This window comes from Corynebacterium kroppenstedtii DSM 44385 (assembly GCF_000023145.1).
GTDB lineage: Bacteria > Actinomycetota > Actinomycetes > Mycobacteriales > Mycobacteriaceae > Corynebacterium > Corynebacterium kroppenstedtii.
Map to the genome: position 1 here is coordinate 529,222 of NC_012704.1, position 26,061 is coordinate 555,282.

Here is a 26,061-nt window from a genome sequence, read left to right on the forward strand (position 1 = left end):
TCAGCGGTCGAGGACCGTGTTCACCGGCCCATCACTGATTAGCGGTTCAAGCCTGCGCTCACCGGTCCAGGAGCGTAATGCTTGTGACATGGTGGAACGCAATACGTCGAACTTCCGACGAATGAACATCGAACCCATCAAAATAGCCCGATGTCACAGTTAACGGCTCCATGCGGTATCGCTTAGTTGCGCCATTCTTCTCAACGTACGTCACAATGACTTGCATTCCCGACCGCGCATAATGAGAAAGCTGCGGAACCCAATCCTGCGGGTGAGTGAGAACCCGGCCCTCGACGTCATCGGCATCCTCCCGACGGACCGCAGCAATCGCACCAGCAATGCCGTCCTCCGGAGTGGGCGTCACATTCACCGAATACCGAGTCAACATCTCGGACTCATCCGCTGGCGAGAGATCAAAGTGGCTATCAAACCGGGCAACCGAATCCGACTGGACCGCCATACCACCGGCATCCTCCTGGACAACCTGGAACCCCTCGGCAGCCACATCCCTCAGCGCCGTTGCCAGCGGTACCGACCCCACCAACACCGTCGGCGCGATCTTTCGTAAACCTGCCGACGACGCTGCGGGGGAAGCCAGCACATCGTCGACGACCTGCGGATCATCAATGCGTAGATAACACGAGGCCTCGCCACCGCGCACCGATCCATAGAAGCGGCCCACGTCGTCGATGAGGAAAGTGAGCCCCTGGGGAACACCATTGAGCACCCGAAGCGACAGAAACGACGAAATATCCTCAGGCGTGAGACCCGACGCCATCCCGCGGCGGAGACTATCCTCCGAAACCCTGTACAGCGTTGCCAGCCCGGGGCTTTCCACGTCGGCAATACGATCCATCATGCTCGTTGTCGTGTCATCAAGAGGACTAGGGGCCAGAACGGTCATATCGCCCTGAGCAATGAGCGTCGACGACGGCGCAGGAAATGAGGCCTGGCAGTGCCGGATCAGAGCGACGACATACGCGTCGTAGAGCGACAAATCTGCGGTCGACGAATTTGCTGAGTCCGGCTGAGAGCTACCGGTGTCCTTATTGTTCCCCGCCGAATCGCTCCCCACCGACGTTGGCTGGGACGTTGGCTGAGAAGCGTAGGTGCGCGACAGGCGTAACACATAATCGGCCATAGGTGTGGAATGTGTCTCGCGATCTGGGGGAATGTCGCGGAACAGGGGGAGGAGAATGTCCGTGACCCCGGTGGTTGCCCGCCCAGAAATAAGCCCGAACGCCTCCGCATTGGTCACCATATTGGGAACAGCCCGCGGATCCATGTAGACCACATGCTGCGGATACATGTACCCGTACGCCGAGTACACATCCTCCGTTTTCCCGGTTGCGGAAGGATCAAAACCGCGCGCCGCAGATAAGAGGTGCCGACGCAAAACGAGAGCACCCGGGGACACCGTCTCCTCGTCGAAGACATTGATGTTCTTGCCGTCCTCATCCTTGCCGACGACCCACGTCTGTGCCAGGGAACCAAACCATCCCATCGCCAGCAGCGCCCACTGCGTGCCGGCATCGGCGTGGATCCACTCTTCGGCCAGGCGCGTCGGACCCCACCACCCGTAATCCGCCTCATCATAAAGAGATTCCGGATCGCCCCAGTCCAGAAAGCCGAGGCCACGGGCCAGCTCAAGAAGAGTAATGAGCCTCGTGCGAGTGAGCCCGATATCCGACAATTCTTTTTCCGCCCGCCGCAGTTCGCGAACGCCGATTTCCGAATTACGCAGCGCCTTAAACGGTGTTCGCGCAGCGAACCGCAAAAGCTCCCGCATATGGAACAAGGTCAGGGACACTTCCGCCGCGGCTGCCGACGACAACTGCGCGCGGGCGGGTGAGACGGTATCGATAATGTCATCGGGCGTCTGCTTCATCGGAATGGGCGACGGCGGGAAATGAAAACCTTCCGGCGGCTGGAGGGATGTCGGTACGAAATTGTCGTGCCGTCCCGCGAGGTAGTTATGGACGCGGAGGGGGAGCCGGACGTAGACGTCGGCCGGTGGTTGCTGGGTGGATGAGTTCGCGCCGCTTGGTGTGCGGCCTTTGTGTGCCGACGAGGGGCGCCCGGTCGATTGAGCTGTGTCGTACACCTCCAGCAAACCGAGTGAAATGAGGTGGGGGACGGGGGCAGACGGATCTGAGTTCTTTGCAGGAGAATGGACTCCTCGGCCCCCTGCGCCGTGGAGGCGCTGCAGCACACGTCGTTCTTGAGGAGTCACTGTGTCCAGCAGTGCAGTCCAGTCCTCACCGATGGGCAGGGGAGGCTCGATGAATGCAATTTGCGAGGTCGGCGACCGTACTGCATCGGAAACGACCCGGAATTGTGACTCCACGGTGGCGTGATCCGCGGTATCGGGGAAGGGGAGGCCCCAGACTAGCCCATGCTCGGACAAGTATTCCAACGCGGAGAGAACGTGATGTTCCGTCGGCATGGATGATTCATCGACGCCGACCTCGGCTAATGACGACGTGAGTCGGTCGTAGAGATCCGACACAGTGAGTGGCCCGTTGTTCCGGCCGTGATCCGTCAGATCCGCCATGACCCTGAGACAGGCCGACGACAGCATATCGAGGGCTTCCACAGTTTGTGTGACCGTGAATGGGCTGGTTAGCCGCGCAGCTAGTTGGCCACTGCCGACGGGCATCGGGAAGAGATTCTCCAGGCGCTCGCGAAGAATCAGCGAGAGTTGATCGTCGCTAATCTGTGCGAGCCACTCAGACAAGCGATCGGGAACGGAACCGGGAGAAGACATAAACCCCCATTCTAACCGGGGGCAATCGTTCTTAGTAGGGTGACTAATACGTACTGATCTGAAAAGATGGAGCCATGGCGAAAGATAAAGAACAATATGTTGATCCAGGTTGGCCTCAGCATTTAGAGGAGGGCGAGCACCCCGTGACAGAGGTGGTCTCCCACGTGCCGGGCGCGACGAGCCCCTACGGTGAGGACACGAAGTTCCCTGTCGATTCCAGCGAGCTTAACTACGTTCACCCGTACACCCCTGTGAACAGGCCATTTAAGCGTTAATTCCCGCGCCGCTGCGCGGCCGAGTGCTCTAGTGTTGCTCGAGCGTGCCTCAACTGTGTGCTGGTTGCTTGCCAACGTGTCTTAGTTCCAGCGCGTCTAATGTTGGGCTCCCATAGCCTGGCTACATAAAACGAACCCCTCGGGAGATATCCACCAATGATGGTGTTTCCCGAGGGGTGCTCGTTATAAAGCGCGTCGCTTATGCAGCGCTGCGTGACGAGTGGAAGTTCTTCTCCACGGCGTCGTAAATCTTCGTAGCCTGAGCGGTGGCCTCAGCGTAACCGTTCACAGCTGCGCCAATGGCTTGATTGTAGGCACCAACGAGCTCGTCGTGATGAGCGTGGTAGTAATCCGTGATCACGGCGGGCATCGGAATGCCAGCTTTGTTGAAGGCAGCCTGGATGGCGTCGAAAACCTGGTCCAAGCTTGCGATGCTCTGCGTTGCGGCCAGGTCCGTCACAGCCTTCTGCGGGGTCGGAGCCTCGTCGGCTACGTCGGCAGGAGCCTGAGCTGCAGGTGCAGCGTTCTCGGCAGGTGCAGCCTCTTCAACAGGAGCGGCTGCGGGCTGAACGGCAGCCTGAGCACCGTTGGCGTAGGCGTTATCGCGCTGAGAAGGGGCACTGCTCAACCCGAGCTGCGCGGAGCAAGCCGGCCAGGCGTTCCAGCCCTGTTCAGCGAGGACGCGCTCGCCGACCGTGATCTGCTGCTCACGGGTTGCCTGGTTAGCAGTAGCAGCGTATTCGGTTCCGCCGTATGCAGACCAGGTGGACGGTGCGAACTGCAGACCACCCTGGAAGCCGTTGCCAGTGTTGATGCCCCAGTTGCCACCAGACTCGCACTGAGCTAAACGATCCCAATCGGAATCTGGTGCTGCCGACGCTGACGGAGCGACAGCAATGCCGCTAGCTGTGATAGCCAAGCCCGACAGGGCAACCTTGGCGCCGGTAGAAATACGGTTGGTGTTCTTGGAGTGCTGTCCCATAAAGGGGTATAACCTCTCTGTGCGATAATCGGCGTCCTTGGCGGACCGCTTCTTGACGTACTGGACGGCCACGCTACATGAAGGTTACGAAAAGGTCACATTCTGGTAGCGACTTGGAGTCGGTCGTGAGCGAGTAACATGGGTAACAGTGCAGCGTAAAGCTATATTTTGACCGAATTATTGACGAAAAGTGCCGTTAAAATGTGATTAAGAACACTATTATTCGTGCGTGCGGCAGGTAGTACTGCGCGTTTATTGACGAGTAAAAAACGTAAACCTACCTATGAAGCGTCGGGGTGGGCTAAAAGTTGTGGATCGTTTAGAATAAGGAGTTTCGCCCATCCACGCTGGGATAGTCTCGAGTTCACCCCGCGATACATGGTTAAACCGATACACGGTTACAGAGCCAGATGTAGAAGATGTAGACACACCCAGCTTATGAAATACAGAGAAAGGAAAACCCTCATGCCAATCGGAAGAGTCAAATGGTTTGATCCCGATAAGGGATTTGGGTTCGTCACCAACCCGGGCGATGACGACGTCTTCGTCGGCACCCAAGTATTGCCCGATGGCGTGGAAGAACTACACCAGGGGCAGAAAATAGAGTATGAGTTCGCTGCAGGCCGGAAAGGCCCGCAGGTGCTCAGGATTACGGATATTCAGGAGACTGGTCGGCCTCGGCGTCGCCCTTCCCATAAGTACAAGCCAGATCAGCTGCAAAGCATGATCCAGGACTTGATGACGCTGTTAGAAGGACATGTTCAGCCGAGCCTCCAAGCGGGCCGCTACCCAGGGCGGAAAGAAAGCCGCCAAGTGGCCGAGGTTCTTCGCGCTGTGGCCCGGGAACTTGATGCTTAATAATCTCGATGCCTGAGGCAGGGGGCGGTGCACCCTTCGCGTCCGTCGTGCGCCGCGCTATTTCTCCAAGCGGCCACTTATCCAGGCGCTACTCCGGGGAAATAGCCCACACCATGGTGTAGGCATCCTCGTCATCGGACGAATCAGAACCGTGAGATTTATCGCCCAAAAGAACGGCGTGGACCTCAGCGACTTTCAGTCGGGAACCATCTTTACTTCCATCGATGGTGACCGACTTTTTGTCTTTCGCCTTGTAAACGGACTCGTAATTCTTGGCGTTATCCTCATAGATCGTCAACAACGACCATTGGGTATCGGACACCGTCGAGGGCACGTCGATAGTGGCCTTCCCATCCTTGGGCAGGGAAATCTTTGTCATCGACTTCTCCGTGCAGTCCGTCGACCCCAGGGCACAGGCCTGATAAGGATCCGCCGTGACGCTCTTTCCCTTGGAATCAGTGATGGATAGTGTGACCGTGGTGGGGTCCACAGAGTTGTGTCGTTGTTCCCAATAAGTGAACGCAATTCCACCGACAATCGCGACGAGCACGATAACAGCCATCACAGATCCCACGATGATCATGGTGCGCCGTTCCCGACGTCGCTCTGCCTTGGTTTTTCGACGGCCGCGACGACCGCGACGGGCTGGGGCCTGGGGTGATGGTTCTGAGCTGGAGGACGAACCCGGATCGGTCATGGCGTCCACAATAGCGAGGCCCTAATGACGTCGTACATGCGGGACCTTGACAGCGAGAAAAAGAGTCCGTAGATAGCCGACGCCGATGATGATGGACAGAGCGATGAACCCTGTGCCAAGCTGCGGCGGAAGGACAATGCCCATCGTGCCACCGAACACCCACGCGAGTTGACCGAATGTTTCGCTGCGGCCGAATGCGCTGGATCGCGCTTCTTCGGGGAGGCCTTCCTGGATGGTTGCATCAAGGCTTACTTTGCACAGTGAACTAGACAGCGACAACGCGAAGGTCGCGACTGCCGTCAATATCAGCCCAGGCCAGATTGCTGCGCAGATCACGCCCGCCCACGCGATACCTGCAATCGTGAGCACCGTAACTCGTGGAGCTCCGAGGGGGATCCACGCGCCCAATAAATTCCCCGAAAACGTGCCGACGCTTCCTGCGGCGCCCGCGACGGCCAGCATTGCGAGTTGCTCCCACGCGCTCAAACCGTTGGTCGATTTAGCTGCAAAAGCGACGAAGATCGTGAGGAATCCGGTGCCAGACCGGCTGGTCATGACGGACCACAAACACGTCTTGGCGTCGTGGGGGAAAGGAACGATGTGAAGCTGCTGGGCCGCACGAGTGACACGTTGGCGGACGGCCCGTCGACGCGGGGAAGGCTGTGATGGCGACTGCGGTAATGGTGCAGTGTCGGTGGCAGCGTCGGCGTTGGCATTGGCGACGTCGGCCGTCGGATCGTCGTCAAGAGAAGAGTCCTCGGTGAGAGGTGTTCCCGGCACGGACAGCGGGGACGTGGTCGCCCATTCGTCGGGGGACGATTCTGCTTTCCGCGGGATCAAGACGCAGGAATACAACCCCATGAGAGCAATGACAATAATGACCCACAATGCTTCGCGAGGTGTGAATAAAAACGACACACTAGCCGCGATGGCCCCGACTCCACCCGAGCCCACAATGTGCCCCAAGATCGTGAGCCGCGCATTTGTGCGAACCAGATCGATATCCGGCGGCATGAGCCGTGGAGTGACCGATGATTTCAGCACACCGAACGATTTGCTCATGACCATCATGCCCAGTGCAGCGGGGTAGAGGACCCACGAGTGAAAATTCGTGAGCAGCCACACCGTCAATACAATGCGCGCAGCGAACGTCAGCGATAACGCAAAACGACGCCCGGCGTACACACGGTCTAACGCGGGCCCAATCAGCGGAGCAATGACCGCGAAGGGGGCGATGGTCACAAGCAAGTACAGTGCGACGCCTTCACGCGATTCACCCGTCGTCGCGGAGAAAAACAGCGTGCCCGCCAGAGCAACCGCGAGTGCTGCGTCGACACCAGAGTTGCAGATCGTCGTGTATGTCAGCGACGACAGGCCCGAGGCTTTCGCACCGTCGGCCTCGATCCAGCTACCCACCAGGCGGCCAGGGGCCGACAACACACGGCGAACACGAGATGGCCGTGGCGTCGTGTCATCGGCCGGTGGCTCGTGTAGCTCGCCAGTGGTGGGCGGCTCTCCGTGGTTGTTCATGAACCCATTCTTGCACCATCGTCGGGTGGGCATGTATTTGCGCTAGCCACCCAAGCCGTCGACACGAACCCGATACATGTGCGGCCACAACTTGCCAGTCAGATAGAGAATGGTGGGATCCTCAGGATCGCTGGCCACGCCATTCAACACATTCTCACCGGTAGCGTCCCGCGCCGGGGCCAATTCCGACGCATCGATCACGCTGGTCACCCGACCGCTCTCTGGGTCAATGACAATGAGTTCATCGCGATGCCACACATTGGCCACGATGCGGTTGTGGGCGCAATCTAATTCATTGATATTGCCGACGGGCCGACTGTCCAGTGTCACCGATAGCGAGGAGCGTTTCTCGAACGTGTTGGAGTCGCGCCGGGTCAGCCTATTGCTCCCGTCGCTCATAAGAAGGTTATGGCTGTCGTAACACAATCCCCACCCTTCGCCTTCGTAGTGGGCAGAACCTGTCGCCGCTAATGACTGGCGGTCGCGTCGGATCGCGTGGCCCGCTTTCCACGTTAACTGCCACACGGCGGTCGGCGTTGCCGCGATTCCTTCACTGAAATACTTCCGGGGGAGGTGGTGAACATGAGCGCGATGGCCGTCGTCGTTTAGAAAATAAATATCTGACCTGCCGTAACGGCCAGTGCTGACCAGACTCTGCCCCTGTGGAAGGCGGTCCAATCCTTCAGTAAACGCATCCTGAGGCCAGGGAAGCGTGTCAAGAACAGTGATCGACCGGGTCGGAACCGCCCCACGAGCGGACATAGATGAAGTGGACGGTGCGCGCGAAGCCCCGTCGGTACGGGATCGCTGTGACCACGACGCGACAATGATCAGTCCGCACACTGCAATAAGAACGGTGCCCACGAGTACCGTGATGAGGGTTAATCTAAACCGTCTTGAACCCATTGTGCTCCACGGCGGACAGCTTCCCGCTGCCACATATAAACCCCATAACCTAAAACACCCGTGACGGCGCCGATAATGCTGGTCCACACCAACTGGTCAGTCCACCCACGAGTGAGCCCAAAACACACCGCTCCCAGCACCCATACGATGATACCCACGATGAGAGCGGGCCTCGGATCTTCGAGCGCACGGGGCAGCCGGGGAAGGGTAACGTCCTGTAGCGGTTCGGAGTGGAATTGGAATTTAGGGCTCACACGTGCCAACTTACCCTTGTGGGGTTTTCCTCCCCACCCGTCCCAAATCTCACCCGTACCAAGCCCTCCTCGGTGCGGCTTCACACATGTGCAGGAGTTCCGATGTCCAACAATGCTTCCTCCACGGACACGGCGACGGCGCCGTCGTCGAAAAAGAAAAGACGATCCGCGCTGGACAACTATTTCCACATTTCTGACCGAGGATCCACTCTGAGCACGGAAGTTCGTGCCGGTGTTGTGACCTTTTTCGCGATGGCGTACATCGTGCTTCTGAACCCGCTCATTCTGGGCAGCGTCCCCGATCACACCGGTACGGAGCTGGGCATTCCCCGAGTCGCGGCCGTCACCGCCCTTGCCGCCGGTGTGATGACCATCGTCTTCGGCCTGATCGCCCGGTACCCCTTCGGCATCGCGACGGGACTCGGCATTAACACGCTGGTGGCGGTCACGCTGGTGTCGACCGAAGGCCTCACATGGCCCCAAGCGATGGGACTTATTGTGATCGACGGCATCATTATCGTGATCCTGGCCGTCACCGGGTTCCGCGTCGCGGTTTTTAACGCCATCCCCGCACCGATGAAGACAGCAATGACTGTCGGCATCGGTCTTTTTATTGCCATCATCGGTTTTGTCGACGGCGGTTTCGTCCGCCGCGTTCCTGATTCCGCCCACACCACGGTGCCTGTTGAACTCGGCATCGGCGGGTCCATCGCTTCATGGCCGACGGCCGTTTTCTTGGTGGGCTTGTTGATTTGTGGCGTGCTGGTGGCCCGCAATGTTCGCGGCGGACTGTTTATCGGCATCGTGGCGAACACGATTATCGCGATGATCGTCGAGGCGCTCACTCGCTCCGGGGCGTCGGTGAAGAATGGCCAGCCTAACCCGAAGGGCTGGAACTTGGCGGTCCCCGGTATTCCCGATTCGTGGGCGGGGGCCCCGGACCTGTCGTTGGTGGGCAAGGTGGACCTCGTTGGCGCGTTTACCGAGGTGGGAGTACTGACGGCCACGCTGTTGGTGTTCACCCTCGTTCTGGCCAACTTCTTCGACGCCATGGGGACGATGACTGGCTTAGGTAAGCAAGCCGGTTTGGTCGATGAGACCGGCGTTTTGCCGGACATGAAGCAGGCACTGGTTGTGGAGGGCACCGGCGCGATTGTCGGCGGTGCGGTGTCTTCGTCGTCGAACACGGTATTCGTGGATTCTGCTGCGGGTATTGCCGACGGCGCCCGCACAGGCATGGCGAATGTCGTGACTGGTGTTTTATTCCTGGTCGCCATGTTCCTGACCCCGCTGTACGAGGTTGTTCCCACGGAGGCGGCTGCTCCGGTGCTCGTTATCGTGGGTGCCTTGATGGTGGGGCAGATTCGTGAAATTGATTTTTCACGATTTACGACGGCCCTGCCGGCGTTTTTAACGATCGTGGTCATGCCTTTTACGTATTCCATTGCTAACGGTATTGGCATAGGTTTCATTACTTACGCCGTGATGGAAACCGCAGCCGGGCGGGCGAAGAAAGTGCACCCGCTGATGTGGATTGTGGCGATTTTGTTCGTCGTGTACTTCGGCATCGATCCCATTCGGGACGCCGTGAGTTAGATGAGGGATGCGGTAAATGAGTGGCTGTGACTCAGCGGAGGTGATCATGAACGAGTGCGATGTCGTCTATATCGAGGATCCATCAGATCCGAGGCTCGACGATTTCCGAAACCTCAACCACTCGGATAAACGCCCCGATATGCCTGGTGGGAAGGGACTAGTGATCGCGGAAGGCCTTTTGGTCGTTCCCCGCCTGATTCGCTCGCGCTTTCCAGTGCGGGCCATCATGGGGACCGAGGCTAAGCTTCATTCACTTCTTGACGACGCTGACCTCGCGGCGACCCTCGCGCAGGCCAATATCCCCGTGTGGTGTGTGTCCCGCGAGGTCATGGCGGAGATTGTCGGTTTTGATATGCACCGCGGTTTGTTGGCATCGGCGAACCGGGTGGATGTGCCGTCGATCAGCGATGTTCTTGACGAACTGGATGCCCGACGGGACCGCCCCGATCAGCCTCCCGTGAGTGGGACGATCGCTGTGCTGGAGGGCGTGGGCGACCATGAGAATATCGGTGCCTTGTTCCGCAATGCTGCAGGGCTGGGTGTGGATGCCGTGTTCTTTGGGGCTGGCTGCGCGGATCCGCTCTACCGGCGTGTTGTGCGCGTGTCGATGGGGCATGTGCTGCGTGTTCCCTTTGCGTATTTCGACGGCAACCGCTCGACGTGGCAGCGTGGATTGTCGGAACTGCAGCAGCGTGGGTATCGATGTGTGGCGTTGACGCCGTCTGACGATGCGGTCATGTTGCCTGAGGCCCTGGATGGCGCGCAGAGGGCGGCGCTCATAGTAGGGGCCGAAGGGCCAGGATTAACCGAACATGCGATGAGAGCTAGCGATGTGAGGGCCCGCATTCCGATGGCTCCGGGGACGGACTCGCTGAATGTGGCGACGGCAGCAGCGATGGGTTTTTATGAGCGTGCTCGAACATCGATAGTGGGGTGTGGGCGACCACTTCGGCCGGCCCGCGGCGGTAGCAACACCTCGCGGCGACGGATTTAATCGCGCGGTTCGCGACGCCCGGTCTTCCGCGCCCGTGCACGAACGCGATCACCCACAGCGTGAGGAAGTGACGCCAGCGCCCGCCCTCCCCGGAGAGCCGCACGGCCAGCACGAGCGGCACCGCGTTTCATGAACGCGGAGACATCAGAGCGGTCAATGTCGGCCCATTCACGTACAGAAAATGGCGGGACGTGGGCGTAGTCGTCGTAATCAGAATCGTGATCGGCCGGGAGACCGTCGTTAATCCATTCCTCGTCGTCCGCCGATCGCGAATGCGGGTTGTCAGGGGAGGCGTTGCCGTCGGCAGCGTTCGTGTGACGTCGGAAAGCAGAGTGCCCCCGTCGGGACGAAGAACCCGACGCACAATCGAGGGGCAGGCGGGACGCGGGGCGACCGTCGATAGCAAAAGCCGCGACAGGAACGTCCATCGATGTTGACGTCAAGGAAAGGCCTAGCCAGGAGTGGAGCGCCTCCATGGCCAACTCTGCGGGGAGGAAGGGCAGCTCGATCCCACGGTGAGCCCCGTGTGACCGCTCACCAGCCCAAAACGGCGTTTCAAAAGACTCCGGCAGGCCCGTGTCCTCGAAAACCGAGACCCGATTAGAACAGAACGATCGCTCCAACTTGCCCTCGTGCCAATGCGCGAACCCGCCCAGCTGACTGTGGTCGTCGACCGCGAAAGCGTAGATATCGGAGGCGGGGATCGACTCAATCAATTTCATGGGCAACGCGGACAGGTGCGACACATCAAACTCGTAGCCGGGGAATGATGCCGGCACATACTGAATAATGGCCACACCGTCGAACCCACCGATATAAATTTCGCCATGGCCGGCCGACGTCGACCGATTAAGCGGGAAGTCTCCCATGTGCGTGACGGGCCATTGCGGGTTGAGCTGGGCGAGCAATTTCCGCCCAAAGCCGCGATCGGGGGCGGGATCATTGGCGAAGACATCCTTGGGGTGAGCAGTGCTAACACACCAAATGGTGACCGTGGCCGAGGGGAACGGATATTTCACGATCGGCACAGACCCGTGGGGGGTGAAGCCGTCACTGGAACGTGATCCAGATGAATCCGACGCGTGAGCCATGTCGTCCCTCCGTTACTCACAGTTATGCCGTCTCACACAGGTGTGCGGGAGTTTCTGTGTGGACAGTGTCCAGCTTAGTCGTGGTCGCGGGTGTGGTTGCCCCGGTTGCGCGGCGGATCCGACCGGTTCGTTCGCACTCCCAACAAGACATCCTCCCAGTGAGGAGTCACAGCTTTCCGACGACGAGGCCGGGATTCAGTGTCCGGGTGTTGTAAGAATGCGTCTTCATTCTCGGACGATCCACTGTGGCTATCGGATGCGTGATCGTGGTCCGGGCCGTTGTGGCCATCGTTTGTGTTGGTTGGGCCGCTATCGCGGGGATCGTTACTGGCCGATGATCCTGTGTCTGAGGATTTGTTCGCCCGCCTGGATCGGTGGTCATCAAGTCCGACGATTTCCATACGTCCTGTCCGACGACGTTGCGTCCGCCGGCCCCGGCCCCCACCTGCTCGAGAGGGGTGGTGGGGCTGCACGTCGGTGTCCGCGCCGGGCTGTCCTTCGCCCCGGGGTGCTTCCTCCTCGGGTGACGAGGGGATAGCGGAGGTAGAGTCGTCGAAGTCCTCCACTGTTTCGTCATAATCGAAGTCGGGGTCGCCGTCGGTGTGCAGCCCGTGGATCTGCCCTGATTCCTGGCTGCCATCGTCGGAACTCATTGCCGACGAGAAACGCGCGGATCCTCCCTGGCCCCTGGTGCGGGACCGGGGGCGGCCAGGCGATGGGCGGCCGAAGTCGGGGTCGACAAGTTCTGTGGCGGCTTCATTGCGTGCCACTGTCGTGGCGGAGAGCCCGTCGGAGTGGTAGCTCCATTCCGCGGTGACGTCGGACATGCCGGATGTCCAGGTCAGGGTGATGATCCACAGTCGGGCGTCGTTGCGGTAGGCGTCCCATGTGGCTTCCGAGAGGTCCATCCCGCGCGCTGTGAATGCGGTGGCGAGGACGTCGTCGAGAGTCAGTGTGGACGGGCCGTCTTGGCGAACGGGGTGCGATTGGCGGGCCACGGTGGTCATGCGCTCGCGCTCAGCGAGGATGGGGTGCGCGAAGGGCTCGATTTTGCCTTGCGACATCCCGGAGGCGCGGGCGAGGTCTTCGATGGATTCGCCGCCGCGGATGCGCGCCTGGATTTCTCGCGGGGTAAGGACGACGGTCGGTGTCGACGGAGCCGTCAGTGATTCGCTCTGGTCTGTGGCGGTGTCAGATCCTGCGCTGGAACCTTCGTCATCGGAGTCTTTGTCATTATCGACGCTGGAAACGTTGTCTGTGTGTGACGAACCGGAATCGTCGGATTGAGGTGCCGTTTCTGCCGGGGTATCGGTGCTGGTGGAGCCGGTCGAGCCGGTCGAGCTGGAGGCGTCGGTTACGTCGGCAGCGTCGGTGCCCAGCAACCGGCGGAGGGCAGATTTCGTGTCCTCAGCCAGCGGCAGCCTGAAGTGCGTTGGGCCGGTGTTGTCCTCCTGCGAGGAATCCGTCGAGGAAACCTCGGGGGAGTTGCTCGAAGAAACCCCAACTGAATCCGCCGCGGCGGACGCGTCGGGGCTGTGCGGTTCCGAGGCAGCAAAAACCAGGTAGTCGTCGGTGCATTCCTCGGGGACGAGGGAAATTGTCTGCATTACTACCTCCTGGTCACACAAGTCGGGGCGGAATTCCCATTCCTTATGCCTTCGTGAATCGCCGTTCACTGTCTTTCATTCTCGTTCACTGTCGTACGTTTATGTGAAAGCTCCAGAGAACGAATGGCAATGAATGGTCGCGGATGGCCACGAAGGCCGTGACTGGCAAGCCATACATATCCCGACTTTTTCTCAGATACCCCTTTACCTTAGCTGGATTAAGCAAATAGCGGTGATATACGCGCTGGATAGTGCGCGATATCTGGTCCGCTACGCCTCGGAGTAACTGGTACTACGCGCTCTTGTTGGCTAGTTCATTGTCCAGAATGTAATCAATGGCAGATACTAATTTTTCGACATCCGCGGTATCGATAGCCGGGAATGTGCCAATACGCAGCTGGTTTCGTCCAAGCTTGCGGTAAGGCTCAGTATCCAGCACACCATTAGCACGCAAGATGGCCGCGATTCGTGCCGCGTCAATGGCGTCGTCGAAATCAACGGTCGTGACGACGAGGGACCGCCCCTGCGGATCGGCGACGAATGGTTGCGTCTCGGGGCGCTTTTCAGCCCAGTCGTAAATAACGCGTGACGAGGCAGACGTCCGCTGGACCATTCCGTCGAGCCCACCGTTGTTATTCATCCACTGCACTTGCTGATCCATCATGAGCAGCGTCGCTACTGCTGGCGTGTTATACGTTTGGTTCTTGCGCGAATTATTCACAGCAGTCTGCAGATCGAGGAACGCGGGAATAAACCGGTCAGATTTCGAAATCCGCTCAATTCTTTCCAGCGCGGCCGGGCTCATCGCAGCGAACCATAAACCGCCATCGGAGGCGAAGCATTTCTGCGGCGAAAAGTAGTAAGCATCCGCATTCCGAATATCGACGGGTAAGCCACCAGCGCCCGAGGTTGCGTCGATAAGGACGAGCGCGTCACCGGATGGCCGCTCCACGGGAACCATCGCCCCCGTCGACGTCTCGTTGTGCGCCCAGGCAACAACGTCCGCGTCGACATTGTTAAGTTCCGACGGGGAAGGGGCGGTGCCAGGATCACTTTCGAGGATGATCGGGGCATCCAACCAGGGGGCACGCTCGGAGGCAGCCGCGAACTTGCCGGAAAACTCCCCGTACTTCAGATGAGCGGATCGGCGTTCAATCAGGCCGAAGGTCGCTGCGTCCCAAAACGCGGTGGCCCCGCCCAGTGAGGCGACGATTTCGTACCCGTCGGGAAGCTGAAAGAGTGACGTCAGGCCTTCCTGGATAGAGGCGACGATATTCTTGACCCCGGGCTTGCGGTGCGAGGTTCCCATAATGGTGGTCGCGCCCTGGTCAATGGCTTTGATTTGCTCCGGGCGGATTTTGGAGGGGCCGCAGCCAAAGCGACCGTCGTGGGGGAGGAGGTCCTCAGGGAGCTGAGGTGCGTCGGAAGGGGTTGATGATGCGGTGGGTGTCATGGAGGGCTCGTATATCTCTAGAGACTGTGCGTTGGTGGGGATCATAGTGACGCGCTCGTGAATAAGCGAATAAAAACCACAAAACTGTTTAAAATGCGTGCATTGACCTCAATTCAGTCGGGGATTAACCCTGAAAGAGGGTGGAATTCTGGCCATTGATTGGCAACTGTCGTCCACGTCACAACCTTTGTTAAACTGTGCGGCATACCATTACTCGGGTATGTCTGCTGTCGCCCCCACGTGAGTGAGGTTCTACACTAGATCGTGAAGAGGGCAGGTCTTCAGTATTTGTCTTGTCGTCCACATGATGGATGCCGTGAATCGGTGAACATTGACCAACAAAGAGAAGGCCGCCCTCGAAAGTGTATGAGTGCAGGGAAAACTTAAGCGAGCATCAGCTCCATACGGCATAACCACTGCTTTCGGAGAAAGGGAAAACATGGCTGACAACAATGCTGCAGAGGCCAAGGACAAGGCTGTACTTACCTACCCGGGAGGCAGCTATGAAATGCCGATCGTTAAAGCAACCGATGGGAACGACGGTATTGCCCTAGGAAAGCTGCTCCAGGAAACTGGCTACGTTACCCTCGATCCGGGATATGTAAATACAGGTTCCACGCTGTCCAATATCACCTATATTGATGGTGCAAATGGGATTCTTCGCTACCGCGGATACCCCATCGAAGAATTGGCCGAGAAGGCAACCTTCAACGAAGTCTCTTACCTACTGATTAACGGTGAGCTTCCCAACCAAGAACAGCTCGACGAATTCAACCGCAATATTCGCCGGCATACGTTGGTTGATGAAGACTTCAAGGATCACTTCTCCATTTTCCCGCGGTCATCACACCCCATGGCCGTTATCGCTTCTGCGTTGAACGTGTTGTCCACCTACTACCAGGATTCGCTCGACCCGCTCGACCCGAATATGCAGAAGCTCAACACCTATCGCCTGATGGCGAAGGTTCCTGTGCTGGCTGCCTACTCCCACCGCGCACGTCGTGGCCAGCCGTTCATGTACCCGGATAATGGCCTGAACGCTCGCCAGAACTTCATGCGCATGATGTTCGGCTACCCGACGGAGGACTACGAAGTTGACCCCGTTCTGACGAAGGCTCTTGACCAGCTCCTTATTCTCCACGCGGACCACGAGCAGAACTGCTCCACGTCGACGGTTCGCATGGTGTCCTCCGCGCAGGCCAACATGTTCGTGTCTATTGCTGCCGGCTTCAATGCTCTGTCCGGTCCGCTTCACGGTGGCGCTAACCAGGCAGTGCTGGAAATGCTCCAGGAGATCAAGGACAACGGTGGCGACGCGACCGAGTTCATGAACAAGGTGAAGAACAAGGAAGACGGGGTGAAGCTGATGGGCTTCGGTCACCGCGTTTACAAGAGCTACGATCCGCGCGCTGCAATTGTGAAGAAGACCGCGGACCGCGTGCTCAACCACCTTGGCGTCAACGACGATCTCCTCGAAATCGCCGTGAACCTGGAAGAAATCGCCCTCAAGGACGACTACTTCATCGACCGCAAGCTGTACCCGAACGTCGACTTCTACACTGGCCTCATTTACCGGGCCATGGGCTTCCCGACCAACTTCTTCACCGTTCTGTTCGGTATGGGCCGCCTGCCGGGTTGGATCGCTCAGCACCTCGAGCTCGTGAACGACAAGTCGTCGCGCATCAACCGTCCGCGTCAGGTATACACGGGATACGATGAGCGCCACGTCATTCCGCGTAAAGAACGCTAAATAACGAGCGCCAAACATGATGTTCCGGTGCCAGTAGGCACCCCGCCATGAGCCAAGTTCGTCATTACCAGCTACTCTGGTGAGCCGAGCTTGGCTCATTGCTTCGTCAGTTCCCCTATACCAGCGAGTCTTTAACAAAAGGAGAAAATCTCATGAGTAAGCCAACTATCGAGGTCCAATCGGGGCCAGCCCCGCAGGATCTCCTCATTGAAGACATCACGGTAGGGGACGGCCCTGAAGCACAAGCGGGATCCAACGTTGAGGTCCATTACGTAGGGGTGGACTTCGAAACCGGCGAAGAGTTCGATTCTTCGTGGGATCGCGGACAGACCATCACATTCCCGCTCACCGGTCTGATCGCCGGCTGGCAGGAAGGCATTCCGGGCATGCGCGTCGGGGGACGCCGTAAGCTGACCATTCCGCCGGACATGGCGTATGGGCCCGCCGGCACCGGCCACCCGCTCGGTGGCCGAACCCTCGTGTTCGTTATCGACCTGGTGGACGTCAAGTAAGACCTCTGCACCGGGATAAGTGCTGGCGCCCCTAGCGCCAGCTTTTCTCTTATGTCATAATCTTCGTATGTGTGAAGATAAGAAGGCTTGTAGGTTTGACGTTAACAGCGCTTACGTCGATTTAGCCGCGGAAGTTTTTCGTCTCTTGTCCGATCCCACCCGGATCAGGATCATCCTCGCCCTCCGCGACGCAGGAGAGATGTCTGTCAATCACCTCGCGGACGTCATCGACAAGTCCCCAACGGCGACGTCCCAACACTTAGCCAAGTTGCGGTGGGGGCGCATCGTTGATGTGCGTCAAGACGGCACACGCATGTTTTATCGGCTGGTTGATGAACACGCGCGGGAACTCGTCGCTCAAGCCGTCTTCCAAGCAGCACATGCTCTCGATATCGAGCCCGCCCACCACCGCACGCACAAGCATTGCCCACGGGAAACGGGTTCCGCGGAAGGTAGAGATCGGGAGACCGAACAATGACCACCGATCTTGAGCCGTCGACAAATACACACATCCCGACGCAAGACGCGGTAGATTCGTCCGATTCGCCTGTTTCACCCGATCCGCGTAATTCAGCTGAATCAGCTGCTCAGGTTAGGGAAGCTATTCGGCCTTCATCCTGGTTAAAAACCGCTGTGGCCTTGCCAGAAGTTCAATGGGCAGTGGGGTCCTTGGCATTCTTCCTCCTCGGCTGGGGCTGCCAAGCTATCTAAACGCCGGCTCCAGTGTGGTGGACCCTGTTTATCGCCTGCTACCTCGCGGGTGGATGGAATCCACTCATATCAGCATTGCAAGCAATCAAGAATAAAAAGCTCGATGTCGACCTACTCATGATTGTGGCGGCCATCGTCGCCGCTGCTATCGGGCAAATTCTTGATGGTGCGCTCTTAATCGTCATTTTCGCCATCTCCGGAGCCCTGGAAGTCATCGTCACACAGAGGACGGCACATTCAATATCCTCATTGCTCAGCCTTGCTCCAGAGCAGTCGAATCTTCTTAATGACGACGGAACAACCCGCGTCGTCAATTCGAAAGAATTGCAGGTCGGGCAGCGGATCCTTATTTACCCGGGGCAGCGCATCGGTGGCGACGGAATCGTCGTTGATGGTGTCAGCGAAGTCGACCAACAGGCAGTCACCGGTGAATCGGTCCCTGTTCTGCGCAAAGTTGGCGACGAGGTGCTCTCCGGCACGATGAATGGCACGGGAACCCTCACCGTTGAGATATCGCGCCCCGCGTCGGACACAGTGATCGCTCGGATTGTCTCCCTGGTTGAGGAAGCGTCGAACACCAAAGCTCGGACTCAGGTCTTCATTGAGAAAGTAGAGCAGCTCTATTCGGTCGGGGTTATTATCGGGACGCTTATTGTTCTTTTCCTCCCGATCGTATTGTTAGATTATAGCTTTGAGCAGGCATTATTACGTGCCATTGTGTTCATGATTGTTGCGTCACCATGTGCCGTTGTGCTGTCGACGATGCCACCATTGCTGGCCTCTATCGCTAACGCGGGGCGGCATGGTGTCCTGGTGAAAACCGCGACCGTGATGGAATCGATAGGGCACTCGAGCATCATCGCCTTCGATAAGACCGGGACACTGACCCAGGGTGCGCCGGACGTCACGAACGTTGTTCCCGCAGAAGGATATGACGCTGATACCGTCATCCGGTTTGCCGCCGCGGTGGAGCGTTTCAGCGAACACCCGTTGGGGCAGGCGATTGTCCGCGCCGCCGAGGCCCGCGCGATCACCATCACGAACGCCACCAACTTCCGAGCAATCCCTGGTCAGGGTGTGGAAGGAGTCGTCGAGGGACATACCGTGACAGTGCGCCGTGCTGATGAAAAATCTGCGACGGCAGGCACCGACGTCATCGTCACAAAGGACGATGCCCAGGTAGGGACAATTATGCTTGTCGATAAAATTCGGCCAGGTGCGGCCCGAGCTATTGACGACGTCAACGCCGTGGCTCCGGGTGGGTTAATGCTGTTGACAGGGGACAATGCCTCTGCGGCGTCGACCGTTGCTCGGCATATTGACCTCGGGTCCATCCATACCGAGCTATTGCCCGAAAATAAAGCCCACATTGTTGCGGAACTAGAACGGGACGACCATCGAGTCCTCTTTGTCGGAGACGGAATTAATGATGCGCCCGGACTGATGGCAGCCTCAACCGGCATCGCGATGGGGCGGCGTGGTTCCAACCTTGCGCTAGAGGCTGCGGATGCGGTGATTGTTTATGACGATCTCTCTGCCGTTGCTCCGTTGATCAAGCTGTCGCGTCGGGCACGACGGTATGTTGTCGCCAACCTGTGCATTGCTGCGGCAGTGATCATTACGCTGGTCACCTGGGATCTACTGGGGACGCTGCCCTTGCCTCTAGCAGTCGCTGGGCATGAGAGTTCGACCGTCATCGTTGCCGTTAACGGAATCCGGCTGCTGAGGAAATCAGTGTGGGAAGACTGACTTTCTGGACGCGGCCCCTACACGATCGTGGCGAGCCGCTCGTAATGTGCCAGACGCTGCTCACGCCCACGTCGCAAAGTGGAATTGAGCTTAATCTCCCACAAGGCGCGAGCAATTGAGTCAATGACCACCTTGCTGTCGGCCTCGGCATCGGTGCTATTCAATGCGGGAATAAGACGATCGACGATTCCGCGTTCGTGAAGCTTATCCGCCGCAACAGACTGGTTTTCCATCATCGCCGGCGCATGATCGACATCCCGGTAAATAATCGCGCTGGCCCCCTCCGGGGGGAGAGGCGCCAACCACGCATCTTCACAGGCCAGAACCTGATCGGCAGGAATCATCGAGAGCGCGGCACCGCCACACCCCTGGCCGATAATGACCGACACTGTCGGCACGTCGATATCGAGAATCTCCGCCAGCGTGCGTGCAATGGAGCCAGCCATCCCAGTCCGCTCCGCACGGTCTGACAACTCGCCACCAGGCGTATCAATGACGCTGACCAGCGGAATCCCCAGCTCATGGGCCAACGTAATTCCGCGCCGGGCGAAGCGCATCGCCTCTGTGCTCAAGGGGCAGTCGCCCAATGGTTCCTGCGCGGTCCGGTCCATTCCGACGAACACGAGAGATTGGTCGTTGATCCGGGTTAACCCCACGATCACAGCCTCAGACATTCGTCCGTCGCCGGTTCCCGAGAGCTGAATCCAGTGGTCAGAGAGTGCATTCACGAGATCCGCGGCGCCGGTCCGCTGTGGGTTGCGGGTTCGGGTGATGGCGTCCCACGCTGACCTCACCTCACCAGACGGTGACGTCGGCTCGGCCGGTTCCGTCGCATGATCAGGGCGGATAAGAACGTCGAAAAGTTTTGTAAATTGCCGACGAAGGCCCGTGGGATCGATGACCCCATCGATGACCCCGTGGCGGGAGAGATACTCGCCCGTCTGAACCCCAGGTGAGAGAGGCTTGCCCGTCGTGAGTTCGACGACGCGGGGGCCCAGGAATCCCAGCGTGGCGCCGGGCTGGGCGAAGGTGAGGTGCCCCGCGGAGCCCCAGGACGCCATAGCCCCGCCCGTCGTGGGGTGGCGGAGATACACCAGGTAGGGCAGGTGCTGGTCTTTAAGCCGGTGAATCGCGGCGGTGATCGAGATCATCAGCGCAAAGGCCGGCGTTCCCTCTTGCATTCGCGTACCACCGGACGCGGGCGAAATGAGAAGGGGCAAACTTTCCGCTGTTGCGCGGTGGATGGCGTCGATAATTCGTCGTGATGTCGCAGCCCCGATGGACCCACCGAGAAAAGAGAACTCCGAGGCCACCACGGCAACACGGTGACCGTCAATCGTTCCGGCCCCGGTGATCACGGCCTCATCAACCCCCGACTTTTCCCGCGCGCGAGCTAATGACGCTGCGTAATCGTCGGAAATATCTCCATAATCAGGTTTAGTGTCCCAGCTATCCCATGAATCGGTATCGAGAATGTCATGAATGAGGTCATGGGCGGACAGGCGCTCGGGCTGAGGGGTGGACGGGGAAGAAGAAGTCGGAGTAGATGAACCGGAATGTGACACCATTTTTCTAGCGTAACTCTCATATGTCCCCCGCGAGGGGGCTTTAGTGAAATGATGTGCAGGCCGGGTGTGGGGGATAGTGTTGTGGGCGATGGAGTGCGTGTTTAGCCCTGCGAGCTGGGGTTCTGCAGGACTGAGCCATAGCGTGTTCAATGGCTCGTATGGCTAACAACACTTCGAAAGCAGAGACGACACACCAGAACAATGCTGGCCCGACGGCCACGCTGAGCGATGGGACTGTGATCCCACGCTTGGGATTTGGAACATGGGAATTGTCCCAGGAAGAGACATATTCCTCGGTTCGCACTGCAATTGCGGCTGGATTCCGGCGCATCGATACCGCAATGATTTACAAGAATGAGGAATCAACGGGCAAAGCTATTCGCGATGCTATTGAGAATGGTGATGTCACCCGTGAGGAACTCACGGTCTCAACCAAATTGTGGAATTCCGACCAGGGATATGAACCCACTTTTGAAGCATTCAACACCAGCATGGAAAAGTTGGGGCTTGATTACGTTGACATCTATTTCATCCACTGGCCGTACCCTGAAAAGAATCAATATAAGGAATCCTTCAGGGCGATGATTGAGCTACAGAACCAAGGTCGTATTCGCTCCTTGGCTGTGTGCAATTTTTATCCAGAAGCAATGGATGAACTTGTCGCGGAAAATAACAAGACGCCGACTATTAACCAGATCGAACTCCACCCCGGGTTCTCGCAGGCAGCGATGCGTTCCTTTGATGACCAGCACTCCATTCTGACGGAATCATGGTCGCCGTTGGCCCAGGGTAATTACTTTGATGAGCTAGTTATTAAAGATTTGGCTGCTAAGTATGGAAAGACACCAGCGCAAATTGTTCTTCGCTGGCACCTTGATATGGGGCTCTCTGTCTTGACCCGCTCCAAGTCCAAAGAACATGTGGAATCCAACTTCGATATTCTCGACTTCTCCTTAACGACGGATGAGGTTGAGCAGATCACTGCGTTGGACCGTGAAGACGGGCGCATTGGTGCTGATCCCAGCACTGCTAACTTTGAGTGATCCCCACGCAGCCCGTGTGACACGCGGGCGTGGTGCGGGTACGTTGGCGAAAACGCCGCGCGGGGCTTGCGCGGCGCATAGCCTGTATTTATGACGAATGAGAACAATGTCACATCTGCATCACCCGACGGCGAGGTCACTTTAGACATCCTGCCCGTGGATAACGACACTCCAACCGATGGCGAGCCACAGCCACGGGTGGCAGTCATTACGATCCGTCGCGATCACAAGAGAAACTCGCTGAACGCCGACGTCTGCAGCCAGATCGCGACATATGTTCACGAGGCGGAAAATACGGACTCAGTTCGCGCCATCCTTCTCCGCGGGGAGGGGAAGGCTTTTTGCGCCGGAGCAGACCTCGCCGGCGGCGTGTACACATCAGCTTTCCATCACAATCTCGATGCAATGCTGACCTCTATTACTCATTCGCCTCTCCCCGTTATTGCCGACGTCCACGGCCCGGCGGTCGGTGCGGGCACCCAGCTGGCGATGGCGTGCGACCTCCGCGTCGTGGGGGAGAGCGGCTGGTTCAGCGTTCCTGTCGTTCGCCTAGGCATCGCCGTCGATCCGTGGACGATCCATCGCGCCGTCGAATTACTCGGCGGTGCCCGGGCGCGGTCCTTCCTCTACACGGCTGAGCGACTCGAGCCCGACGCTGCGATATCAGCAGGGTTGGCGTCGTCACGAGGAAACCACGACGACGCCTGGCAGGTCGCCGTCGATCAAGCCACGAATGCTCCGCTGACCTTGAGGTATCTCAAAGCCGTCTTTAATCAGGTAGTTCCGACGGGGGTGGCCCAGGGTGGTTCCTCCGAGGGGACTGGTCATGACGACGAGGTGCTCACCGCTGTTCATGAGCGCTTGCGCACAGAGTGTTGGGATTCCGACGATGCTGCCGAGGCAAGGGCTGCGCGGTCCGAAAAACGTTCCTCGGTGTTTAAGGGCAAATAGGTTCCGGCATAGGCAGCCGAGCGTCGGGACTCGAGCATCGCCAACCCGGCCCCGGGAGTGAGCGTCGGGAGTCGAACGTCGATAGCCGAGTCGTGTTAATAAGGCGTTCTCTACAATGAGCACATGGCTCAACAACAGTCCGACGCTTCGTCGTCTCACGATCCTGTGGCGTCGTCCGATTCTTCTGCCGCTGATGATGACCGTACTTTCCACACGGATCCGTCGGTGGGGCTGACTTCGCAGGAGGTCGAGGAACGTCGTCGTGACGGTAAAGGCAATACGCTGCCTGAACGGTCCGGCCGCTCAACCTGGTCGATTATCAAGGCGAATGTTTTTACCCGCATCAACGCGATGCTGGGCGTCCTCCTTGTCATCGTGCTGGCAACGGGATCGCTCATTAACGCGATGTTCGGGCTGTTGATCATCGCAAACTCGGGCATCGGGATTATCCAGGAGCTTCGCGCCAAGCGGACGCTAGACAAGCTCACCATCGTGGGCGAAGCGCGACCCACCGTCCGAAGAGACGGGGAGGACCAGGAGATTTCCCGCGACGAGGTTGTGCTCGATGACCTCATCATTTTGAAGTCGGGGGTCCAGGTCGTTGTTGACGGCGTCGTCGTTGAGTCTGAGCACGTCGATATCGACGAATCGATGCTCACCGGGGAATCCGACCCCGTGGAAAAATCGCCGGAGGATGAGGTCCTATCCGGATCGTTTGTGCAGTCCGGCCACGGGCTTTACCAGGCGACGAAGGTCGGGGCGGATTCGTACGCCGGGAAATTGACGGCGGCGGCGAATAAGTTCGAGCTCACCGACTCCGAGTTGATGACGGGCATCAACAAGATCCTTCGCATCATTACGTGGCTGTTGATTCCGACCGGCATTTTGACCATTTGGACTCAGCTGTTCCGGTCAGGGGATTCACTCCGCGACGCTATTTTGGCCATGGTCGCAGCCCTCGTCCCGATGGTCCCCGAAGGCCTGGTCTTGATGACATCGATCGCCTTCGCCGTCGGAGTTGTGCGCCTAGGGAAGTTTAAAGCGCTGGTCAATGAGCTGCCAGCGATTGAGGGCTTGGCCCGCGTCGACGTCGTCTGTACCGATAAGACCGGCACGCTGACGGAAAACAGAATGGTGCTCAACGACGTCGTAGAGGTGGACTCGGAGCGGAAATCGGACTCCGACAGCGATTCGTCGGTTGACGAACCATTGTCGGAATCGGACGAGGGCTGGGTCCGCGTCGACCACGACGTCCTCGCCGCGTTGGCGTCGTTAATCGCGGCCGACGACGACAAGAACGACACCTCGGAGGCCATCGCCGAAGGAATCCACGATCTCGAGTCGGACGCAGACGTCGAGGTCATGGACCCCACGGACACCAAGGCGTTTTCGTCGGCACGAAAATGGTCGGGAGCCAGCTTTGGCGAGACCACGTGGGTGATGGGTGCCCCGGACGTTATTGCGCTACCTGGGTCGGATGCGGCCGAAGCAGCCGATGAGGTGGGCCGACGGGGCTTGCGTGTTCTACTGTTGGCCCAGACATCGAAGAAGCTCGACGACATTACCGCGACGCCTAAAGAGCCCGGCGATGATGACCTCACCCCGCGGGGACTGATCGTTCTCGAGCAGAAAGTGCGCGACGATGCGCCGGAGACGATCGAGTATTTTGACCGCGAGAAAATGCACGTCAAGGTCATTTCCGGGGACAACGCAGAGTCCGTGGGGGCTGTGGCGTCGTCGGTGGGGATTGATAGTTCGAAGACCATCGATGCCCGCGAACTCCCTGATTACCAGTCCGACCAGGATAAATTCGACGAGGTCGTGGAAGAATCTACGGTGTTTGGGCGCGTGACACCCGAACAAAAGCGCGCGATGGTGGGCGCGCTGCAGCGCAATAACCACACCGTCGCGATGACGGGTGACGGCGTGAACGACGTGTTGGCCCTGAAGGACGCCAATATCGGTGTGGCGATGGGCGCAGGTTCCCCGGCGACGCGGTCGGTGGCTCAGCTGGTGTTGCTGAACAATTCCTTTGCGACGCTGCCACATGTTGTTGCCGAAGGCCGCAGGGTGATTGGCAACATCGAGCGCGTAGCTAACCTTTTCTTGACGAAGACCGTGTACTCGGTGCTGCTGGCGCTGATCGTCGGTATCTTCGGAATGAGCTACCCCTTCCAACCCATCCACGTGACCATGACCGGCTGGTTCACCATCGGGATCCCGGCGTTCATTTTGTCGCTCGCCCCGAACCACGAACGGGCAAAGTCCGGTTTCGTAGGCCGCGTCCTGCGGCTGGCGGTTCCGTCGGGAGTTCTTATTGGTGCAGTGACAGTCGGGTTCTGGCTGTGGGTCACGCGAGGCGACAACTTCGATCGATCACAAGCATCGACAGCGACGCTGACGGTGATGATCACGATGGCGCTGTGGGTGCTCATTGTCGTTGCTCGCCCGTACAAGCTGTGGAAGATCGTCCTGCTGGTGGTATCGGCCCTGGCCTACGTCGTCATTTTCTCGGTCCCGTGGATTGCTCACATTTTGTTGCTGGACCCGACGAACCTTGGGCTGATGACGCAAGCGCTCATTGTCGGCGCGGTTGGATGTGTTGCCATCGAAATCGCGTGGTGGATCAGCCACACGAAGCGCGGCGATGCGCAGCTGTGGGATCACTCAGAGGCTGAAGGCGTGTTTAAGTACTGATTCCGCGCAGATCGGCCCAGGGCTGTGGCCCGTGTCTGTGGCCTGTGCCCGTGCCCGTCGTCGCTGTCTC

The 26,061-nt window shown here is 58.6% G+C and carries 22 protein-coding genes; 12 read left to right on the forward strand and 10 right to left on the reverse strand.

Features of this window, described 5'->3' with window-relative positions:
* Positions 1-58: 58 nt before the first annotated feature.
* Positions 59-2,767, reverse strand: a complete 2,709-nt coding sequence (locus tag CKROP_RS02115) for a helicase-associated domain-containing protein (RefSeq protein WP_012731097.1) — start codon at positions 2,765-2,767, stop codon at positions 59-61.
* 74 nt (positions 2,768-2,841) lie between these two features.
* On the opposite strand from CKROP_RS02115, the gene CKROP_RS02120 reads away from it, so the two are divergent.
* Positions 2,842-3,042: a hypothetical protein gene (locus tag CKROP_RS02120; protein ID WP_041628746.1), complete on the forward strand. Its 201-nt coding sequence runs from the start codon at positions 2,842-2,844 to the stop codon at positions 3,040-3,042.
* 199 nt (positions 3,043-3,241) lie between these two features.
* Here the strand turns inward: CKROP_RS02120 and CKROP_RS02125 are convergent, their stop codons facing one another.
* The gene (locus tag CKROP_RS02125) at positions 3,242-4,024 is read right to left on the reverse strand and encodes a resuscitation-promoting factor Rpf1 domain-containing protein (protein WP_012731098.1); all 783 of its coding nucleotides are present in this window, start codon (positions 4,022-4,024) and stop codon (positions 3,242-3,244) included.
* A gap of 465 nt (positions 4,025-4,489) precedes the next feature.
* On the opposite strand from CKROP_RS02125, the gene CKROP_RS02130 reads away from it, so the two are divergent.
* Positions 4,490-4,882, forward strand: coding sequence for a cold-shock protein (locus tag CKROP_RS02130; RefSeq protein ID WP_012731099.1), 393 nt, complete (start codon positions 4,490-4,492; stop codon positions 4,880-4,882).
* An 88-nt stretch (positions 4,883-4,970) separates the two neighbouring features.
* On the opposite strand, the gene CKROP_RS02135 is transcribed toward CKROP_RS02130, so the two are convergent.
* The 4 genes from CKROP_RS02135 to CKROP_RS11450 all read right to left on the reverse strand — a co-directional run bounded on the left by CKROP_RS02135 (position 4,971) and on the right by CKROP_RS11450 (position 8,269).
* Positions 4,971-5,579 carry a DUF2771 family protein gene (locus tag CKROP_RS02135; protein WP_041628747.1) on the reverse strand — a complete coding sequence of 203 codons (609 nt, stop codon included), beginning with the start codon at positions 5,577-5,579 and terminating at the stop codon, positions 4,971-4,973.
* Positions 5,580-5,600: 21 nt separating this feature from the next.
* Positions 5,601-7,109, reverse strand: coding sequence for an MFS transporter (locus CKROP_RS02140; protein ID WP_169302946.1), 1,509 nt, complete (start codon positions 7,107-7,109; stop codon positions 5,601-5,603).
* Between the two features lie 42 nt (positions 7,110-7,151).
* Positions 7,152-7,871: a glutaminyl-peptide cyclotransferase gene (locus tag CKROP_RS02145; RefSeq protein WP_041629112.1), complete on the reverse strand. Its 720-nt coding sequence runs from the start codon at positions 7,869-7,871 to the stop codon at positions 7,152-7,154.
* Between the two features lie 119 nt (positions 7,872-7,990).
* Positions 7,991-8,269 (reverse strand): DUF2530 domain-containing protein, encoded by a 279-nt coding sequence (locus CKROP_RS11450; protein WP_169302947.1) that lies wholly within the window; start codon positions 8,267-8,269, stop codon positions 7,991-7,993.
* Positions 8,270-8,371: 102 nt separating this feature from the next.
* Between CKROP_RS11450 and CKROP_RS02155 the strand changes: the two genes are divergently transcribed.
* Both CKROP_RS02155 and CKROP_RS02160 read left to right on the forward strand, forming a co-directional pair.
* Positions 8,372-9,865, forward strand: a complete 1,494-nt coding sequence (locus tag CKROP_RS02155; RefSeq protein WP_012731104.1) for an NCS2 family permease — start codon at positions 8,372-8,374, stop codon at positions 9,863-9,865.
* Between the two features lie 16 nt (positions 9,866-9,881).
* Positions 9,882-10,859, forward strand: coding sequence for a TrmH family RNA methyltransferase (locus tag CKROP_RS02160; protein WP_012731105.1), 978 nt, complete (start codon positions 9,882-9,884; stop codon positions 10,857-10,859).
* Here CKROP_RS02160 and CKROP_RS02165 read toward each other — a convergent pair.
* From CKROP_RS02165 to serC, 3 genes are all read right to left on the reverse strand, one after another.
* On the reverse strand, positions 10,856-11,950 hold the full coding sequence (locus tag CKROP_RS02165) for a DUF6928 family protein (RefSeq protein ID WP_012731106.1): 1,095 nt from the start codon (positions 11,948-11,950) through the stop codon (positions 10,856-10,858). The genes CKROP_RS02160 and CKROP_RS02165 overlap by 4 nt on opposite strands.
* Positions 11,951-12,024: 74 nt before the next feature.
* The gene (sepH, locus tag CKROP_RS10540) at positions 12,025-13,557 is read right to left on the reverse strand and encodes a septation protein SepH (RefSeq protein ID WP_012731107.1); all 1,533 of its coding nucleotides are present in this window, start codon (positions 13,555-13,557) and stop codon (positions 12,025-12,027) included.
* Between the two features lie 292 nt (positions 13,558-13,849).
* Positions 13,850-15,010, reverse strand: coding sequence for a phosphoserine transaminase (gene serC / locus CKROP_RS02175; protein ID WP_041628748.1), 1,161 nt, complete (start codon positions 15,008-15,010; stop codon positions 13,850-13,852).
* Positions 15,011-15,449: 439 nt separating this feature from the next.
* On the opposite strand from serC, the gene CKROP_RS02180 reads away from it, so the two are divergent.
* From CKROP_RS02180 to CKROP_RS02200, 5 genes are all read left to right on the forward strand, one after another.
* Positions 15,450-16,760, forward strand: coding sequence for a citrate synthase (locus CKROP_RS02180; RefSeq protein ID WP_012731109.1), 1,311 nt, complete (start codon positions 15,450-15,452; stop codon positions 16,758-16,760).
* A gap of 152 nt (positions 16,761-16,912) precedes the next feature.
* The gene (locus CKROP_RS02185) at positions 16,913-17,272 is read left to right on the forward strand and encodes an FKBP-type peptidyl-prolyl cis-trans isomerase (protein ID WP_012731110.1); all 360 of its coding nucleotides are present in this window, start codon (positions 16,913-16,915) and stop codon (positions 17,270-17,272) included.
* Positions 17,273-17,339: 67 nt separating this feature from the next.
* Entirely contained in the window at positions 17,340-17,750 is a 411-nt protein-coding gene (locus CKROP_RS02190; RefSeq protein ID WP_052292330.1) for an ArsR/SmtB family transcription factor, read from the forward strand.
* Complete coding sequence (locus CKROP_RS11640) at positions 17,747-17,983, forward strand: hypothetical protein (protein WP_012731112.1); 237 nt, start codon at positions 17,747-17,749, stop codon at positions 17,981-17,983. Before CKROP_RS02190 ends, CKROP_RS11640 begins: the two co-directional genes overlap by 4 nt.
* A gap of 12 nt (positions 17,984-17,995) precedes the next feature.
* Complete coding sequence (locus CKROP_RS02200; protein ID WP_012731113.1) at positions 17,996-19,732, forward strand: heavy metal translocating P-type ATPase; 1,737 nt, start codon at positions 17,996-17,998, stop codon at positions 19,730-19,732.
* Between the two features lie 17 nt (positions 19,733-19,749).
* Here the strand turns inward: CKROP_RS02200 and CKROP_RS02205 are convergent, their stop codons facing one another.
* Positions 19,750-21,300, reverse strand: a complete 1,551-nt coding sequence (locus CKROP_RS02205; RefSeq protein WP_012731114.1) for a carboxyl transferase domain-containing protein — start codon at positions 21,298-21,300, stop codon at positions 19,750-19,752.
* Between the two features lie 158 nt (positions 21,301-21,458).
* Between CKROP_RS02205 and CKROP_RS02210 the strand changes: the two genes are divergently transcribed.
* The 3 genes from CKROP_RS02210 (at position 21,459) to CKROP_RS02220 (ending at position 25,991) form a co-directional block, all read left to right on the forward strand.
* The gene (locus CKROP_RS02210) at positions 21,459-22,343 is read left to right on the forward strand and encodes an aldo/keto reductase (protein ID WP_052292449.1); all 885 of its coding nucleotides are present in this window, start codon (positions 21,459-21,461) and stop codon (positions 22,341-22,343) included.
* A 90-nt stretch (positions 22,344-22,433) separates the two neighbouring features.
* Positions 22,434-23,294, forward strand: coding sequence for an enoyl-CoA hydratase (locus CKROP_RS02215; RefSeq protein WP_012731116.1), 861 nt, complete (start codon positions 22,434-22,436; stop codon positions 23,292-23,294).
* Positions 23,295-23,417: 123 nt separating this feature from the next.
* Positions 23,418-25,991, forward strand: coding sequence for an HAD-IC family P-type ATPase (locus tag CKROP_RS02220; RefSeq protein WP_012731117.1), 2,574 nt, complete (start codon positions 23,418-23,420; stop codon positions 25,989-25,991).
* Positions 25,992-26,061 lie beyond the last annotated feature (70 nt).